General features: G+C 74.7%; 12 protein-coding genes and 1 pseudogene. 6 read left to right on the top strand and 7 right to left on the bottom strand.

Annotated features, from left to right (window positions below; all coding sequences use genetic code 11):
• A partial coding sequence (locus ACFXAM_RS24870; protein WP_380294448.1) for a PepSY domain-containing protein occupies positions 1-747 on the bottom strand: 747 nt, incomplete at its 3' end.
• A 327-nt stretch (positions 748-1,074) separates the two neighbouring features.
• Between ACFXAM_RS24870 and ACFXAM_RS24865 the strand changes: the two genes are divergently transcribed.
• Both ACFXAM_RS24865 and ACFXAM_RS24860 read left to right on the top strand, forming a co-directional pair.
• Positions 1,075-2,355, top strand: a complete 1,281-nt coding sequence (locus tag ACFXAM_RS24865; protein ID WP_380294447.1) for a helix-turn-helix domain-containing protein — start codon at positions 1,075-1,077, stop codon at positions 2,353-2,355.
• 225 nt (positions 2,356-2,580) lie between these two features.
• Positions 2,581-4,473 carry a hypothetical protein gene (locus ACFXAM_RS24860; RefSeq protein ID WP_380294446.1) on the top strand — a complete coding sequence of 631 codons (1,893 nt, stop codon included), beginning with the start codon at positions 2,581-2,583 and terminating at the stop codon, positions 4,471-4,473.
• Between the two features lie 75 nt (positions 4,474-4,548).
• Here ACFXAM_RS24860 and ACFXAM_RS24855 read toward each other — a convergent pair whose 3' ends face one another.
• The gene (locus tag ACFXAM_RS24855; protein WP_380294445.1) at positions 4,549-5,472 is read right to left on the bottom strand and encodes a hypothetical protein; all 924 of its coding nucleotides are present in this window, start codon (positions 5,470-5,472) and stop codon (positions 4,549-4,551) included.
• Between the two features lie 280 nt (positions 5,473-5,752).
• On the opposite strand from ACFXAM_RS24855, the gene ACFXAM_RS24850 reads away from it, so the two are divergent.
• From ACFXAM_RS24850 to ACFXAM_RS24840, 3 genes are all read left to right on the top strand, one after another.
• On the top strand, positions 5,753-6,757 hold the full coding sequence (locus tag ACFXAM_RS24850) for a DUF4190 domain-containing protein (protein WP_380294444.1): 1,005 nt from the start codon (positions 5,753-5,755) through the stop codon (positions 6,755-6,757).
• A gap of 187 nt (positions 6,758-6,944) precedes the next feature.
• Positions 6,945-8,234: a PP2C family protein-serine/threonine phosphatase gene (locus ACFXAM_RS24845; protein ID WP_380294449.1), complete on the top strand. Its 1,290-nt coding sequence runs from the start codon at positions 6,945-6,947 to the stop codon at positions 8,232-8,234.
• Between the two features lie 121 nt (positions 8,235-8,355).
• Positions 8,356-8,589 carry a WhiB family transcriptional regulator gene (locus tag ACFXAM_RS24840; RefSeq protein ID WP_380294443.1) on the top strand — a complete coding sequence of 78 codons (234 nt, stop codon included), beginning with the start codon at positions 8,356-8,358 and terminating at the stop codon, positions 8,587-8,589.
• Positions 8,590-8,651: 62 nt separating this feature from the next.
• On the opposite strand, the gene ACFXAM_RS24835 is transcribed toward ACFXAM_RS24840, so the two are convergent.
• From ACFXAM_RS24835 to ACFXAM_RS24820, 4 genes are all read right to left on the bottom strand, one after another.
• Positions 8,652-9,248 carry a choice-of-anchor C family protein gene (locus ACFXAM_RS24835; protein WP_380294442.1) on the bottom strand — a complete coding sequence of 199 codons (597 nt, stop codon included), beginning with the start codon at positions 9,246-9,248 and terminating at the stop codon, positions 8,652-8,654.
• Between the two features lie 282 nt (positions 9,249-9,530).
• Entirely contained in the window at positions 9,531-9,983 is a 453-nt protein-coding gene (locus ACFXAM_RS24830; RefSeq protein WP_380294441.1) for a GyrI-like domain-containing protein, read from the bottom strand.
• 414 nt (positions 9,984-10,397) lie between these two features.
• Positions 10,398-10,940, bottom strand: a complete 543-nt coding sequence (locus ACFXAM_RS24825; protein ID WP_380294440.1) for a hypothetical protein — start codon at positions 10,938-10,940, stop codon at positions 10,398-10,400.
• 361 nt (positions 10,941-11,301) lie between these two features.
• Positions 11,302-12,588, bottom strand: coding sequence for an LPXTG cell wall anchor domain-containing protein (locus tag ACFXAM_RS24820; RefSeq protein WP_380294439.1), 1,287 nt, complete (start codon positions 12,586-12,588; stop codon positions 11,302-11,304).
• A 300-nt stretch (positions 12,589-12,888) separates the two neighbouring features.
• Here ACFXAM_RS24820 and ligA point away from each other — a divergent pair, with 300 nt between their 5' ends.
• Complete coding sequence (ligA, locus tag ACFXAM_RS24815; protein WP_380294438.1) at positions 12,889-14,961, top strand: NAD-dependent DNA ligase LigA; 2,073 nt, start codon at positions 12,889-12,891, stop codon at positions 14,959-14,961.
• 144 nt (positions 14,962-15,105) lie between these two features.
• Here the strand turns inward: ligA and ACFXAM_RS24810 are convergent.
• Positions 15,106-15,488 (bottom strand): annotated as a pseudogene (locus tag ACFXAM_RS24810) (hypothetical protein).
• Positions 15,489-15,900: the final 412 nt, after the last annotated feature.

Raw genomic sequence — 15,900 nt, 5'->3', positions numbered from 1 at the left:
CTTGGTGAAGACCTGGCCGGTGGCGTTGTCGGCACAGCTCAGACCGGGGCGGCCCGGGTCGCGCAGCGAGAAGGAGCTGCCGGAGCCGGTGGTGTTGATGGTCGCCGACGGGCCGTTCCACTTGCTGTTCAGGGTGCCGGCCCGTACGTCGTCGTAGCTGTCGATGACCTCACCGGTGGTGGCGTCGACGAAGACGTGCAGGGTGCTCGGGGCGTCGCCGTTGCGGCCGGTGAGCACCGTCTCCCAGGCCAGCCGGCCGCTGTCGCCGTCCTTGACGCGCACGACGAGGCGGCGGGACTGGACGGAGTCGACCGCGGTGAGCTTGGTGCGCGCGGTCTTCTCGGCCTTCTGGGCGCTGATCCTGGCGGTGGTGGCGCCCTGGATCCGGCCGCTGGAGGCGGACTGCGAGCCCCGGACGTTGCCCTGGGCGTCGGCGAGGACGACCGCGTCGCCGCCGACCACCGGCAGGCCCTTGTAGGTGCGCTCGTAGGAGACCGAGTAGAGGCCGCCGACCCAGGGCGTGACGGACTGACGCTCGTAGGTCTCGTCCGGGCCCTTGGCCAGGGCGTCCAGGCCGGCGGCGGCCGCCTGGTCGGCGGCGTTCACGGCGGCGGCCAGCGCGCTCGGCGGCGCCGGGGCGGCGGGCGCGGCGGTGGCCGGGCCCACGGTGGCGGCGATCGTGCCGGCCAGCACGGTCAGGGTGGTCGCGGCGGTCAGCAACCGGCCTGTGGTGGCACTGCGTTTCATCGAGGCTCCTAGCGTGTGGGGGTCCTCGACCGCGGAAGGGACAGCTGGTGGCACACCGCAGGGCCGTGTGTGGGGACGGCCGTGCGGGCCGTCCGCGCTCGGGTGCTCGAACCCTCACATGACGTCATGCTCCGGTCAACGGTTGGTGCGCGTGATGCGTCGGGTTGGCAAGTTCCGTCAAGTCGCGGGCCCGGCGGGCCGGGTGGGCCGGGAATCTGCCCGAAGGTCCCCGCGATTGGGGATCCCGGACCGGCTGCCGGTACCGTGAGCTGCGGGTTCGGCGGGATGCCGGGCCGAAGGACGGGGAGCGGGGGAGCCGGAGTGGGCGTGGAGACCGACGAGTTCGCCGGGATGCTGCGGGCGTTGAAGGAACGTTCCGGCCACAGCTACGGCGTGCTCGCCACCCGGTTGCACGTCAGCACCTCCACCCTGCACCGCTACTGCAACGGCGCGGCGGTCCCCACCGAGTACGCGCCGGTGGAGCGCTTCGCCCGGGCCTGCGGGGCGGACGACGGGGAACTCGTCCTGCTGCACCGCCGCTGGATCGTGGCCGACGCGGCACGGCGCCGGGAGGCGGGCGCGGCGGCGTCCAGGCCCCGGCCGGCCGCACCGGTTCCCCCGGCGCAGGCTCCCGCGCCGACGCCGACGCCCATGCCCACGCCGACGCCGTCGGCGGAACCGGCGCAGCCGCCCGTCCCCGCGGCCGTCCTCCCGCCCGTCGCCCCGGCCGCCCTCCCGACCGGGCACCGCCGGCGCCGGGTCAGGGCGCTGCTCGGCGCCGTGACCGCCGTCCTCCTGGTCGCCGCGGTGTCGGCGTTCGTCCTGCACGGCCGCGGCCAACCCGCCGCCCTCCCGCCCACGGCCCCCGACACCCCGGCCGTGACGCCCCCCAGCACCCCCGTCGTGACAACGCCGCCGGCCCCCGCGGTTCCGGTCCCCACCGCGCCGGTCCCCACCGCCACGACACCGCCCGAGGACGACCTTCCCGCGCCCTTCCACGTCACCGTTCTGACCGACAACTGGGGAAGCCCCTGCGGCCAGTGGTTCCTCTCCCCCCGTTCCCCGGGCCAGGTGACCGCGCCGCCGGACAGCCCGGCGGACATCGACAGCTGGGCGGCCGCCCAGCAGGGCGTCCCCGGCGGCCACCTGCGCCTGCAGCTGACCGCCCAGGGGACCGGCACCACGCCGGTGGTCCTGCACGCCGCGTACATCCAGGTCGTCAGCACGCGCCCGGCCCCCAAGGGGAACGCCTACACACCCGGCTCCGGCTGCGGCGGCGGCCTCACCCCGGCGGCCTTCACGGTGAACCTCGACTCCGCCGCCCCCCGGGCCACCCCCGTGCAGGGCCTGGACGACACCGGCAGGCCCACCCTCTCGAACTTCCCCTACCGCGTCTCCGCGGCCGACCCGCAGGTCATCGACATCGACGCGGCCACCGCCGCGCAGGACGTCAGCTGGTACCTCGACCTGGTCTGGAGCAGCGGCGACCGCCAGGGCCGGTTGCGCGTCGACGACCACGGCCGCCCCTTCCGCACCGCGGGCATCCGCGACGCGCCGGCCTACTCCCACACCGGCAGGAACTGGTCCCCGACCGAGCCCGACCTCTGACGGCCGGGCCGGGCCGGGCCGGGCCGCGCCGTCCCGCTGCGCGCCGTCCGCGCACGGTCGGCGGCCCGCCGCAATGTCCGTACGGAGGAGTAGAGTTCCACGTCCGCGGACCGACGCGGCAGGACCCTTCCGCAGGCGTGCCGGGGGCGCGGGCGGGCAGGGACGGGACACAGGCCCGGCCGGCCGGGGAGCGGGCGGCGGCGGGGCACGGGATTGGGGGGGCGTGTGACGAGTCGTGGTGCCCGTGCGGCGCGGCGCGGCGTGGTGGGGCTGGCCGTCTGGTGGCTGTGGATGCCACTGGTCGCGTTCGTCGTGTGGCTGGTCAAGCACCTGGTGTTCGGCGGCTTCGGACAGCAGGACCAGAGCTACCGGCTGCTGATCGAACGGCAGTTCTTCCCGCACGGCGGTCCGCTGGACGCGGCGCCGCTGTTCTGGTTCTGGGTCGCGGTGGGGTTGTGCGGCACCGTGTGGGCGGTGGTGGTCATCGCGGAGGAGGCCGGGGCGGGCCTCGGCGGGTGGAAGGTCCGCCTGACGGTCGCGGTGGTGGTGCTGGCGGTGGCCGGCTCGCTGGTGCGCGCGGGTACCGGGCTGTGGGACGACGACAAGGACGAGGGCCGCTTCTACGCGGCGGCCACCGTGCTCGACGTCCCGGCCACCGGTGCGGGCACACCGCGTTCGGTGCTGCCGGTGACCGAGCACACCCGCCCCGGCGACGGCGTCCGCTGCGACCTCGTGGGCACCGCGGACGTGCCGGCCTGCGTGAAGACCGCGTCGATGCCGGACTTCGACTTCGAGGCGCGCACCGCCTCCTACGCGGCGGCGACCAAGGCGCTCACCGACAGCGCCGGCCTCACCTCCGGGATCCAGTTGCTGGGGCACAGCCTGCACTACCTGCCCGACGGCTCGGAGGGCGGCGGCGTGTGGACGGCCGTCCTGGACGGCTCCGGCGAGCAGCCGATGGAGGGCGTCGCGGTCTGGGACGGCCGCTCCAACTCCGTCGTCACCTGCGCGTTCCGGGGCGACCACGCGTTCGGCCGGGCCTTCGGCGGGACGGGCGCCGTCAGCCTGCGCAACCTGCTCGCCGAGCGGTTCCCGGACGTCGTCTACAGCGACCAGGACATCTGGGGCTACTGCGACGGCAGCGACCCCCGCACCGCCCGGCCGGTGGTGGTGATCTCGGTGGCCCGGGAGACCGGCTACCGCCAGCGCACGGTGCTGGAGCCGGCCGGGGTGCTGGTGCTGCGCGGTTCGCCGGACGGCCGCCCGGACATGACGTACCGGGCCGAGGTGGCCCCGGGTGAGCTGCCGGGGGCGGTGTACCCGGCCTCGGTGGTCCGCTCGCAGATCCACGAGGTGCAGTGGCTCGGCGGGCGCGGCGCCAAGGACGACCGGGGCTTCGGCTACGCGCACACCTCGGCGGCGGCCAACGCCACCAACCCGGGGGAGTTCCTGCTGCGCTCCAAGGCGGACGGCCACCTCTACTACGTGACGCCGCTGGTGCCGAGGGAGAGCTCCTCGCAACTGGTGGTGGCGTTCGCCGTCCTGCAGGCCGACCGCGCCGGGGGCGGCCTCAACGACCTGCACGTGTACGTGCGCGGCGACGACGAGCCGTCGGTGAACCTGGACGTGCTGGCCAGCCGGATGGTGTCGTACATGGCGCAGCAGACCTCGATCACCATCAGCGTCGGGAAGGGCGGCGCGCTGCAGGAGATCATCCCGTTCGGCCGGGACAGGTGGCGGGGGTTCGTGGACTTCAACGGCCAGACCCAGGACTACATCGACCTGTCGGGCGACGCGCGGGTGACGCCCAACCTGGTGTCGCTGAACGGCAGCATCACCGCCCCGGGCGGCCAGCCGTCCCCCGCGCCGTCCCCGTCCGTCTCCCCGTCCCCGTCCGTCTCCCCGTCCCCGTCCGTCTCCCCGTCCCCGTCCGCTTCCTCGTCCGGGACCCCGGCCCCGGCGCCCGATGCGACGCCCGGCGCGACGCCCGGCGCACCGGTGGACGGGTGCGGCGGCGATCCGGCGCAGTTGACGACCAGCCGGCTCGCCGCCTGCGTCGCGGAGCTCTCCAAGGCCTTGCAGGGCCGCATCCAGGACCAGGCGTCCCCCCGGCCCTGACCCGCCGTCGGGGCGGTCCCCGGGGCCGCTCACCCGGGGTCGCTCACCCGGGTCCGTCCCGGCGGCGGGGCCGTCTCAGCGACGGCGCCGCCGCCCCGGCGGGGCCTGGTCCAGCGGGAGCTGGTCGCCGGTGGCGCCGACCTCCAGCCGCCCGTAGTCCGGGTGGTCCAGCCGGTGGTGGACGTGGATCTGATCGGCCCACGGAGGGTCGAACGGCGTGAACGCCCGCAGGCCCAGGACCGGTCCGATCGGCCGGTCGGGGTGCGCGGTGTTGAAGTCGGCGATCGCGGCGGCCTCGCCGATCTGCCCGATCGTTCCCGGCAGGTCGTCGAGGTAGCAGGTCACCCTCGGCAGCAGGTGCCCGTGCGCGGGGCCCCGGAACAGGCCGAGGGCGGTCGCCGTGGAGGAGCAGTAGTCCAGGTCGAGGGCGACGAAGCCGACGGGGTGCTCGCGCAGCACCTCGGCGTGCGAGTCCAGGTAGCCGGGCAGCGTCGCGGCGAGGTCGCCGATCACCAGCTCGGCCGCTCCCAGCCGGGCCCGCAGCCGGTCGTGGTCCATCGTGTAGAAACCGGGGGCGAACAGGTAGCGGAGGTCCCGGGGATCCGTGCTGTCGGGCAGCCCCGCCCCGCTGTCGAAGCCGACGACCCGCACGGCGACCCCGGTGGCGGCGGCGTAGTAGCGCGCGTGCTCGGCGAGGGCCAGCAGCCCGTTGCCGCCGGCCACCCCGAACTCCACCACCGTCACGCCCCGGTGGCCCAGCCGCGCCGCCGACTCGGTGGCCCGCCGCACGCCGTAGGCGTAGTGCGGCCGCTCGACCAGCCCGAACCGGTACGCGGCCGCCGGCCCGACCCCGGGCAGCCTCCGCAGCAACCGGTTGCGCGCCGCCGTCCGGGTGCCGGACTTCGACCAGTCCCACAGGACGTCGGCCAGCCCACCGGTGGGCCGGCGGCCGTACGGATGCCCCTTCTGGGCAGTCGTCCTCGGTTCCCTGCGCACCATGGCCCTCCTCAGCGCGACGACGCGGTCGGGGGCATCCTTCCCGTCCGCGCCCCGCGCCGAATCGGTGCGCCGGTCGTTCCCGGCGGTGCCGGCCTGCACCTGCACGCCTGCACGGCGCCGGTCCGGCGGCGTTCACGGGCACCCGGTATGTTGATCATCCGCTGGCGCCCGGTGCAGGGCCCCGAACGCGGTTCCGGCCCGCCGACGGCACGCCCGGAACCGGCCCGCCGTCACCCGGCCGGCTGCGCCGCCCCCCTCCGTCCCGCCCGAAGGATCCCGGATGACCGTTCCCGCCCCGCCCGACCGCCCGGGGCCCGCCGACGCCCCGGCCCCCGAGAACCCCTGGGCACCGCCGGGCCCCGACCGGACGGACGGCGCCGTCCCGGCTCCGGGTACGGCCCCCGGCCCGTTCCCCGGCCCGTTCCCCGCCCCGGGCGGGTTCCCCGGTGCGTCCCCGGGCGCCATCCCCGGCGCCTTCCCCGGCCCGGGCGTGCCCTACTGGGCGCCGTACCCGGTCCCGGCGCCGCAGCCCCGCAACGGGCTGGGCATCGCGGCGATGGTCCTCGGGATCGTCGGGACCGTGCTCGGCCTGGCCGTCATCCTGTTCTGGCTGTCCTGGCTGCCCGCCCTGCTGGCTGTGATCCTCGGTGCCGTCGCCCTGACCCAGGTGCGCAAGGGCGTCGCGACCAACCGGGGAACCGCGCTCGCGGGCGTGATCCTGGGCGTCGTCGGCCTGCTGGTCTCCACCGGCGCCGGGGTCTTCGTGGTGACGGAGATCCGGGCGGTCAACGAGGAGCGGGCGGCGAAGGAGAGGGAGCGGCTGGAGGCCGAGCGCCGGCGCATCGAGGCCGAGCGGGCGGCCGCGGCCGCGGACGAGAAGGCCCGGCACCCGGCGTACGGGCAGTCCTACACCTTCCCGGACGGACTGAAGGTCACGATGGCCGAGCCGGAGCGCTACGTCCCGGACGAGACCGTCTTCAAGGCCCCGAAGAACGCCAGGATCATCCAGGTGAGGATCACCATCGTCAACACCGGTTCGGCGGAGGTCCCGCTCCGCGGCAGCGGCCTTCCCGTCGTCCGGGACGCCAACGGCGTCCTCGTCCTCACCCTGATCGACGGCAGCGGACGGCTCAAGATCCCCACCGGCACCGTCGCCCCCGGGAAGGAGGTCACCAGCCTGACCGCCTACGGCCTGCCGGAGACCGCGGCCGACCCGTTCTCCGTGGAGTTCGTCCACGACGCGGGGCCGAGCGGCAGCGTCGTCTGGTCCGGCCCGCCCAGCTGACCCGCCGGCCCCGCCGCCCTCGCCGACCCTGCCGCCCTCGCCGCCCCCGTTGCGCCGGGCGGGCGCGTGCGCCCGGCCGGGTGGCCCGGTCCTGCGTAGCGTGGGTGGGGACGAACGAGGTGATGTCGTGAAGTCCGACGCGGAGCCGTCCGGGTCACCGGGGGAGGGGAACCCGCGGGGGTTCCGGCTGGAGCCGGCCGAGCAGCTGGAAGGCGTCGCCCTCCAGCTGCTCGCCCTGGCGAAGGCGAAGAACCGGTTGCAGGGGCTGCTGTCGGCGGTGCTGGCGATCAGCGGTGACCTGGACCTGTCCGTGGTGCTGCACCGGATCGTCACGACGGCGATGGAGCTGGCCGGCGCCCGCTACGGCGCGCTGGGCGTCCTCGCCCCCTCCGGTGACCACCTGGAGCGGTTCATCACCGCCGGTCTGACGGACGAGGAGCGGGCGGCGCTCGCCGGCGTCGACTTCCCGCACGGACGCGGGGTGCTCGGCCATCTGATCCGGCACCCCGCACCGCTGCGGGTCGACGACATCCCCGCCCACCCGGCCTCGGTGGGCTTCCCGCCCGGCCATCCGCCGATGCGCACCCTGCTGGGCGTGGCGATCGCCGTCCGCGGCGAGATCTACGGCGACCTCTACCTCTCCGAGCGCGCCGACGGCCGGCCGTTCGACGAGGACGACGAGGAGATCGTCCGGGCCCTCGCGGGCGCGGCCGGCATCGCCATCGAGAACGCCCGCCTGTTCGGCTACGTGCGCGACAGCGCGGAGCAGTTCCAGCGCCTGCTGCTGCCCACCCTGCCCGACCTGGTCCCGTTCTCCGGCGCCGCGGTCTACCGCACCGCCAGCGAACCGGCCCGCGTCGGCGGTGACTGGTACGACGCGGCGGTCCTGCCCGACCGGGCCTGCGTGGCCGTCATCGGTGACGTGGTCGGCCACGACCTCCAGGCCGCCGCCGCCATGGCCCAGGCCCGCAACATGCTCCGCGCGCTGCTCTACGACCGCAGGACCCCGCCCAGCTCGGTGCTGACCCAGCTGGACCACACCGTGGGTGCCATCACCGACCTGCCCGTCACCACCGCCTGCCTGGCGCGGATCGAACCCGCCGGCGACGGCTGGAGCCTGCACTGGAGCACCGCCGGCCACCTGCCGCCCCTGGTGCTCGGCCCCGACGGGCACGCCCGGTACGTCCAGGGCGAACCCGGCATCCCGCTGGGCGTGGACCCCGCCGTCCCCCGCCCCGACCACACCCACCCGCTGCCCGCCGGCAGCACCGTCGTGCTGTTCACCGACGGCCTCGTCGAACACCCGCAGCGGGCCATCGACGAGGGCCTGGACGCCCTCGCCGCCCTCGCCACCGCCCATGCCGCCCTGCCCCTGGACGACCTCGTCCGCGTCCTGGCCGACCACCACCCCGGCGACGGCCACGACGACATGGCGATCCTCGCCATCCGGGTCCCCGCCGCCCGCCCCCTTCCGTAGCGCCCCTGTCCGTGGTGCCCCCCTTCCGCGACGCCCGTGCCGCGCGGCCGGCCCGCCCGCCGATGTCACAATCACCGCCCCTGCGCAGTCATGGAGGAGGAGACCTGCAGGGAGGAACGGCATGAACTGGCGTCAGTCGGCCCGGTGCCGCGGCACGGACCCCGAACTCTTCTTCCCCATCGGGAGCAGCACCAGCTTCGCGACGCTCGTGCAGAGCGACGAGGCGAAGGCCGTGTGCGGCCGTTGCCCCGTCTCCCGCCAGTGCCTGGAATGGGCGCTGGACCAGCCCGTGGAGGGGGTCTGGGGCGGCACGACGGAAGCGGAACGCCGGGCGATGCGACGACGCCGGGCCTGAGACGCGGGACGGACGGCGACTGCCGGGACCCCCTCGCGGGAATCCCGGCAGCCCCGCTCGCCTCACCCGCAACAGGGCTTGCACTCCTGCACCTGCACGTTGTCGATGACCGGGCCGTACGCCCCGGCGACGGTGCTGGTGAAGCTCAGGGTCGTGGACGCGGCCTGCGCGACGAAGGTGAACTGGCGGCCCACGTAGCCCATCGCGGTCCTCGTCCTGCCGGTGACGTCGAAGGAGAAGTCCTGGAAGTCCTGGCCGTCGATCAGCGCCCGCCCGGTCCGCAGGGCCGGCCCCCCGGCCGGGTTGCCGGCCAGCGCGTAGCTGACGGAGTAGGTGGTGCCCGGAACGGTGGTGAAGCTCTGGGCGACGGTGCCGCTGCTGGAGCCGTTGAGGTCCAGCGACTGGTCGCCCTCGGCGGCCTGCCAGAAGCCGGCGCCGATCAGGTCGACGCTGCCGGCGGTGACGGCCCACGGCCCGATGCCCTGACCGGTGGTCAGGGGGGTGAACGCGTTCGCCGGGGCCTTGGGCGTCTCGAAGCTGCCGTCGTCGAAGCGGCTCAGGGCGCGGTGGCCGTCGGCGGCCTGGGCCGGACCGGCCAGGGCGGTGGCACCGGCGACGAGCAGGGCGGCGACGGCGACGTGGAGGCGCGAGAACGACATGGATGGCCCTCCCGGGGCTGGTGGACGGACGCAGCCGGTGACCGGCTGCTCACCGAGCGTCCGCCGTTCGGGTGATCCCTGCCAAGGCCGGAGGAGTGGCGCCCGGTGTCTCTCCGGGCCCGCGCGCGGGCTCCCGCGCGCCGGTTTCGCCGGCCACGGCCCCGCCGTTCCGGGCCTCGCGGGGCGTCCCCGTCGCCGCGCCGCACCGAGATGCGACCGGGTGCGCGGGCAGCCCGGGGGAGTGCGCCACCTCGCGCACTCCCCTCCCCGCGCCGTTCGGCCTCAGTGGACGGGAACGCAGATCTCGCACAGATGCCGGGCGAGCAGGCTCGGGCGGTACCGTTCGAGAACGGGACGGGCGCCGTCGAAGGCGAACCCGTGGGCGGCGAGGTCCGCGAAGAGCCCGGCCCAGGCCCGCCCGAGGGCCTCCCCGGTGTGGGCGACGGCGAGAACGGCGTGCCGCCCGCCCGGGAGGCGGCCCTCCCGGATCCCCGGACCCCGGATCTCGGCGTCCTTCGGCACCAGGAGACAGGTGTCGTAGCGGCAGGCGTCCTGCGGCGTACGGGCGGGGTCGTCCCGGGCGATGCCCAGGACGGCGGTGTCGGCCCGCAGCAGATCGTGCGCCGCGGCCCAGGACTTGAGCCTTTCCATGTGGGCCCGGTTCGCCGCGCCGTAGGGCCCGGTGTGCCTCAGGTAGGCGATGCGGGATTCCGGAATTTCTTCCCGTGCGAACATTGATCCGTTCTCCGTCCGATTGGCGTTGGGAAAACGGTAGCAAGGTATAAAATCCATCCGGCGACCTTTTGAAATTCCGTCCCGAATTCGCCGGCCGACAGGCGGAGTGCGGTCCTGATCGTCGACGGCGCCCCGGTCCCCACGCACGACCGCACCATTGCCGAGCCGTCCGGGAACCGCAGGTACTCGACCGACCGTGCCGAATTCGGCACCTCCCCTCCGCAACCCCTCCTCGCCGACCTCAGGAGTTCGCGGCCGTGCTTTTCGCGCGCGACTTCCTGGCCGGTGGACCCGCTCGACACGGTCCTCGCGGCCGAGGGCGTCGACCGCGGCCGGATCGACCGCGCCGGCCCGGGCGCGGATCAAGAGCAGCAATGAGGTTGGCGGCCTCCTGCCGTTCCGGGAGGGCGACCGTCAGCTCAGCGAGACACCCAACAGGCCGGCTTCTGCATCGGCTCGCGACAGGGTGACCTTCCCCCGGTGGCTGACCTCGACCTGGTAGAACTTCGGTCCTACCGGCACCCCGATGACCTCGATCGGGAACACACAACCGGTCGTTCCCTTGGACCGGCCGGTGCCGAGGGACCCCGTCGCCAACACCGTGCCGTCCTCATCGAACACCGTCACCGATGCCCCCCTGGCGATGTCGTCGTACCCGCCCCGCCCCACGCAACCGGCGGCAGTGTCCCTGGCGTTGCTGCCGAGCGTCATCTGCCCGTCCAGCGTGAACACCTCGCTCTTCGAAGGTGTCGCCGTCGCCACGGCGCTCGGGCCGGTCGCGGTGCCGCTGGAGGACAAACCCCACGCCAGGCCGACCGAACCGGCACCGACGGCGAGTCCGCCGATGCCCGTCACCAGCCACAGCGGCACGCGCACGCTCGGCGAGGCCGGCTTCTCGGTCGCTGCCTCCGCCGGCGCGACCAGGTGCACGGGCGGTGTAGCGGCGGTCTCGTCCATGCAGGGAGCATCCCATCGGACCCACGGCCTCACGTGCGCCGGAACCGAATCGTGATCAGAGCCTCCACGCCCCCTGGGAGGAGATCGGTCCGGGTCCCCGGGCGCTGTGCCGGGCAGCCCACCCCGACACCGTGAGGAGCAGCAGGCGCCCGGCCGGCCCCGCCTGTGCGGGGACGGCGGCGGTGTCGGCGGTGATTCGCCGCCGCCGGCCGAGTACCGGCGGATGCTCCTCGGCGGGAACCCCGGCACCGTCGACCGTCGGACCGGCACTCCCGTCCGCCACCGGGAAGGGAGGCGCCCGGCCCCCGCGCGGGGCGGGGCCGGGCACCCGTCCTGGCGTCAGGTGCGGATCGGACGCCGCTCAGGAACGGCGGTCCCTGCGACGGGCGCGGCGGAGCGCGGCGGCTCCGGCCCCCAGCGAGAGCACCCCGGCGAGCAGGAGCGCCGGCGTCCTGCTTCCGGTCTCGGCGAGCTGGTCGCCTCCGCCGCCGGGTCGCGGGGTGGGGGCGGGGTGGTGGCTCGGTCCCCCGGTGGGGTGGGCGGCGCCGGTGCCGCCGTGGCTCGCGGTGTGGGTGGGGCGGGGCGTGGACGTGGCGGTCGTGGTGGTGGTGGCGGTCGGGGACGGGGTCGCCGAGGGGCTGGTGGTGGCGGTGGGGGAGTGCGAGGGCGAGGGGCTGGTGGTGGCGGTGGGGGAGTGCGAGGGTGAAGGGCTGGTGGTGGCGGTCGGGGAGGGGGACGGAGTGGCGCAGACGTGCTCCTCGATGCGGACCTCGCCGTCGCCGCTGCGCGCCCCGGTGGTGAAGGCCGCACCGGCGGGACCGAGGCTGGAGCCTCCGCCGCCCCCGCCGGCGTCGAGCGTGCTGCCCGTGGAGGAGCCGCCGGCTCCGCCGCCGTGCGCCCCGCCGCCGCCTCCACCGCCGGTTCCCATGTGGATGTCGCCGACGTTGACGGCCGCGTCGCCGCCGCGGCCGCCGACGGCGGCGCCGCCCGGAGAGCCGTCGTGGTCGGAGCCGGTGGTGCCGGTTCCGCCCGCCCCGCCCGCGCCGCCGTGGCCGCCGGACTTGCCGCCCTTGCCCGCCTGGACCGCTCCGGTGTCCGCGCCGTCGGTCCCGTCCTGTCCGCCGTCACCGCCGCGTCCGGTCCCGTTGTCGCTGAAGCTGCCGGCGCCGCCGCCTCCACCGCCGGCGATGACCAGGGCGGTGGCGGCGGCCGTCACGGTGGTGGCACCGCCGCCCCCGGCGCCGATGGCGCCATTGCCGGGGCGGTGCTCGGAGGTCGCGGACCCTCCCTGCCCGCCACCGCCGTAGCCGCCGTAGGCCATGCTGTCGGGAACGAGGAGGTCGCCGCCGCTCCCCGCCTGGCCCACGTCGACGGTGAGGACGTCGCCGGCGTGGACCTGGAGCGTCGCCCGCACCTCGCCGCCCTTCCCGCCGGGCGAGCCGTAGACGGCGCTTCCGCCCGCGGCTCCGAACGCGTCCACCACGATCTCGCAGACGCCCGCGGGAACGACGTACTGTTCGGGCGCGCCCGTGTAGGCGAAGGTGCGGGTCCCCGCGGCCGCCGCGGTGTACTGGGGGGAGCTGACGAGCAGGGCCGCCAGCGCCACGGAGGTCGCGAGGCCGGCCTGTGCGTAGTGAGTGTGTCTCATATGAACCGTTTATGTGATCCGCGGTTTCCGCCCCGGATACCACGCGGCGGCGTCCGGGTGAACCACAGCGCCGACACCTGCGGTCGGCCGGTCCGACGCCCGGAGCCGGGCGCCGCCCGGACCACCGGACAGCCCGCCGCCGACGCCCCCGGGCGCGGGCGAGCACCTCGCTGACGGCACCTCTCCGCTGACAGCATCATTCCCTGAGGGCGCTTCGGCCGGCGCACAGATCGTGCTGCGGCTGGTGCCCTCCACTCCCAGGTCGGGCATGTTGTCGGTGGTGGGCGCCATGATGTCGCCATGATCGAGACATCCGCTCCGCTGTCCTCCCCGTCCGCCTACGCGGACGCGGTCGCCGTCGCCGTTCAGGCCGCCGCCGCGTACTACACCGACGGGGCCACGCCGCTCGGGGACGACGAGTACGACGCGCTGGTGCGGTCGATCGCGGCCTGGGAGGAGACGCACCCGGACGAGGTCCTGCCGGATTCGCCCACCGGGAAGGTCGCCGGCGGCGCGGTCGTGGGGGATGTGCCGCACAGCGCGCCGATGCTGTCGCTCGACAACGTGTTCTCCGCCGGGGAACTGGAGTCCTGGGCGGCCGGGCTGGAGCGCCGGCTGGGCCGTGAGGTGAGCGCCTGGTGCGTGGAGCCCAAGCTCGACGGCATGGCCGTGGCCGCCCGCTACCGCGCCGGGCGCCTGCACCGGATCCTCACCCGCGGCGACGGCCTCGCCGGCGAGGACATCAGCCACGCCGCCGACGCCATCCTCGGCCTGCCCACCGTGCTCTCCGACCCCATCGACGTCGAACTGCGCGGCGAGGTGCTGCTCACCCACGACCAGTTCGAGCACGCCAACCGGCTGCGCACCGAGCACGGCGCGACGCCGTTCGCCCACCCCCGCAGCGGCGCGGCCGGCACCCTGCGCGCCAAGGACCGCCCCTACCGCGTCGAGCTGACCTTCTTCGCCTACGGAGCCCTCGGTCTGGACGACGCCCTCGACCACAGCGCTCTGCTGGAACTGCTCGCCGCCCTCGGTGCCAACACTGCCGCCACCACCCCCGCCCACCCGCAGCGCTGCGCCACCCGGGAGGAGGTCCAGCAGCGCGTCGAGGAGATCGCCGCACTGCGCGCCTCGCTGCCGTTCGGCATCGACGGCGTGGTCGTCAAGGCCGACTCCGCCGCCGACCAGCGTGACGCCGCGTCCGGGTCGCGGGCTCCGCGCTGGGCCGTCGCCCGCAAGCTCGCCGCCGAGCACAAGGTCACCCGGCTGCTCGACGTCGAGTGGAACGTCGGCCGGACCGGCATCGTCGCCCCGCGTGCCGTCCTCGAACCCGTCGACATCGACGGCGTCACCGTCACCTACGCCACCCTCCACAACCCTGCCGACATCACCCGGCGCGACCTGCGGATCGGCGACCGGGTCTTCGTCTACCGGGCCGGCGACGTGATCCCGCGTGTGGAGGCGCCGCTCGCCGACGAGCGCACCGGCGAGGAGCGGCCGATCGTGTTCCCCGAGGCCTGTCCCCGCTGCGGCGATGCCATCGACACCGCCGAGCAGCGTTGGCGGTGCACCCGCGGCCGCAACTGCCAGGCCGTCGCCTCCGTCATCTACGCGGCCGGCCGCGACCAGCTCGACATCGAGGGCCTGGGCCGCACCCGCGCCGTCCAACTCGTCGAAGCCGGCCTCGTCACCGATATCGCCGACCTCTTCTCCCTCACCCGCGAGCAGCTCCTCGCCCTGGAACGCATGGGCGACACCAGTACCGAGAATCTCCTCGCCGCGATCGGGACCGCCCGCAGCCGGCCCCTGAACCGTGTGTTCTGCGCACTCGGCGTGCGCGGCACCGGGCGCACCATGTCCCGCCGCATCGCCACCCACTTCGGGTCCATGGCCGCGATCCGGGCCGCCGACGCCGAGACGCTGGCCGCCGTGGACGGCATCGGCACGGAGAAGGCCCGCGTCATCGTCGCCGAACTCGCGGATCTCGCGCCGCTCCTCGACAAGCTCGCCACCCAGGACGTCGGCACCGGCGTCACCGAACCCCAGGCGCCGGCCGCTGCGGAGAACGCCTCCTTCGGCGAACCCACGGACGGTCCGGACGCGCAGCAGCCGGGTACGGTCGCGCCGCTCGCCGGTGAGGCCGTCGTCGTCACCGGCAGCATGACCGGCCCGCTCGCCGCTCTCTCCCGCAACGAGATGAACGAGCTCGTCGAGCGCGTCGGCGGCAAGGCCTCCTCCTCGGTGTCCACCCGCACCACCCTGCTGGTGGCCGGGGAGAAGGCCGGATCGAAGCGGGCGAAGGCCGAGACGCTCGGCATCCCGATCCTCACCCCGGACGAGTTCGCGGACCGCATCGCCGCGTACCTGAGGTAGCGCCGCCGCGGCCGGTCCCCGTCCGAGGTGCCGCGTGAGGTGAGTGGCTGGTTCTGATCTGATCATGACATATCGGCCCATGGTGTCCGGGTGTTTGCCCAGCTCAGAATTCGAACGGCGGGGTTTGGGGGCGAGGGCGGCTCCTCAGCGCGCTACGGCTCCGTCCTGCCGGCGATAGAGGTCGCGCAGCAGGGAGATCTCGGCGCCGTGATGGTTTCCCGTAGAGAACAGGATCCTGCACGTCAACAGGGAGCTGATCCCGACGTCCTGGCCGCCGAAGTACCATCCGACCCGATAGCCCAGGCACGAGACGATGATGTGCGCCAGCCGCCTGACGCAGAGTCCATCGTCCACTTCCCCGAACCCGCCGACATCGGCGCGGCCGACGTGTCCCGTGGACGAATGCTCCAGCAACCGTGGACCGGCTCCCAGAAGTACTCCTCATCGGTAAGACCGTCCAGCCGCGGTCGCAGGTTCTTGCGCCAGTACCAGTCCAACTGCTCCGCGAGTCGCTCGCTTCTTGTCATTTCCGCACACTACAGACCCGCCGAGGGCCCCGGGCTGTTCGAGCCGGCCGAAAGCCCGAGCCCGGTACTCGGATGCGCGGCCGGCGATGTGCTCCGACTCGGCGACGACGGCCAGTTCGAGGTGGTCGAGCAGGGCGAGAACCGGTGTGTCCAAGCTGCTGGGCCGGGCTGCTTCAGTCCCGAGTCGCTCGCTGAACTCAAGGAAGGGCCCGTTCGTGCCGCTTGCCTGACTTGCCGCGCCAGGGCCAGGCGGGCGGGGTCGCGGACGGCTCCTACCGACCTCGATGCCGTGGATGCCGCAGCCGGCGCCGAAGAGCACCACCGCCTCCCACCCCGCTCCGGCCTCCCGAACGCACCGACACATCCGCACCCGACCCCCTTGCCGGCTCCCCACCAACACAGCCCCCGTGGC

The sequence above is a fragment of the Kitasatospora sp. NPDC059462 genome (genome assembly GCF_042749955.1).
Taxonomy (GTDB): Bacteria; Actinomycetota; Actinomycetes; order Streptomycetales; family Streptomycetaceae; genus Kitasatospora.
This window is presented reverse-complemented; position numbering and strand designations above follow the sequence as displayed.

Bases quoted from the DNA above. Each gene is read 5' to 3' on its own strand.
- ACFXAM_RS24855 (WP_380294445.1), bottom strand. From the start codon at position 5,472: ATGGTGCGCAGGGAACCGAGGACGACTGCCCAGAAGGGGCATCCGTAC.
- ACFXAM_RS24850 (WP_380294444.1), top strand. From the start codon at position 5,753: ATGACCGTTCCCGCCCCGCCCGACCGCCCGGGGCCCGCCGACGCCCCG.
- ACFXAM_RS24840 (WP_380294443.1), top strand. From the start codon at position 8,356: ATGAACTGGCGTCAGTCGGCCCGGTGCCGCGGCACGGACCCCGAACTC.
- ACFXAM_RS24835 (WP_380294442.1), bottom strand. From the start codon at position 9,248: ATGTCGTTCTCGCGCCTCCACGTCGCCGTCGCCGCCCTGCTCGTCGCC.
- ACFXAM_RS24830 (WP_380294441.1), bottom strand. From the start codon at position 9,983: ATGTTCGCACGGGAAGAAATTCCGGAATCCCGCATCGCCTACCTGAGG.
- ACFXAM_RS24825 (WP_380294440.1), bottom strand. From the start codon at position 10,940: ATGGACGAGACCGCCGCTACACCGCCCGTGCACCTGGTCGCGCCGGCG.
- ACFXAM_RS24820 (WP_380294439.1), bottom strand. From the start codon at position 12,588: ATGAGACACACTCACTACGCACAGGCCGGCCTCGCGACCTCCGTGGCG.
- ligA (WP_380294438.1), top strand. From the start codon at position 12,889: ATGATCGAGACATCCGCTCCGCTGTCCTCCCCGTCCGCCTACGCGGAC.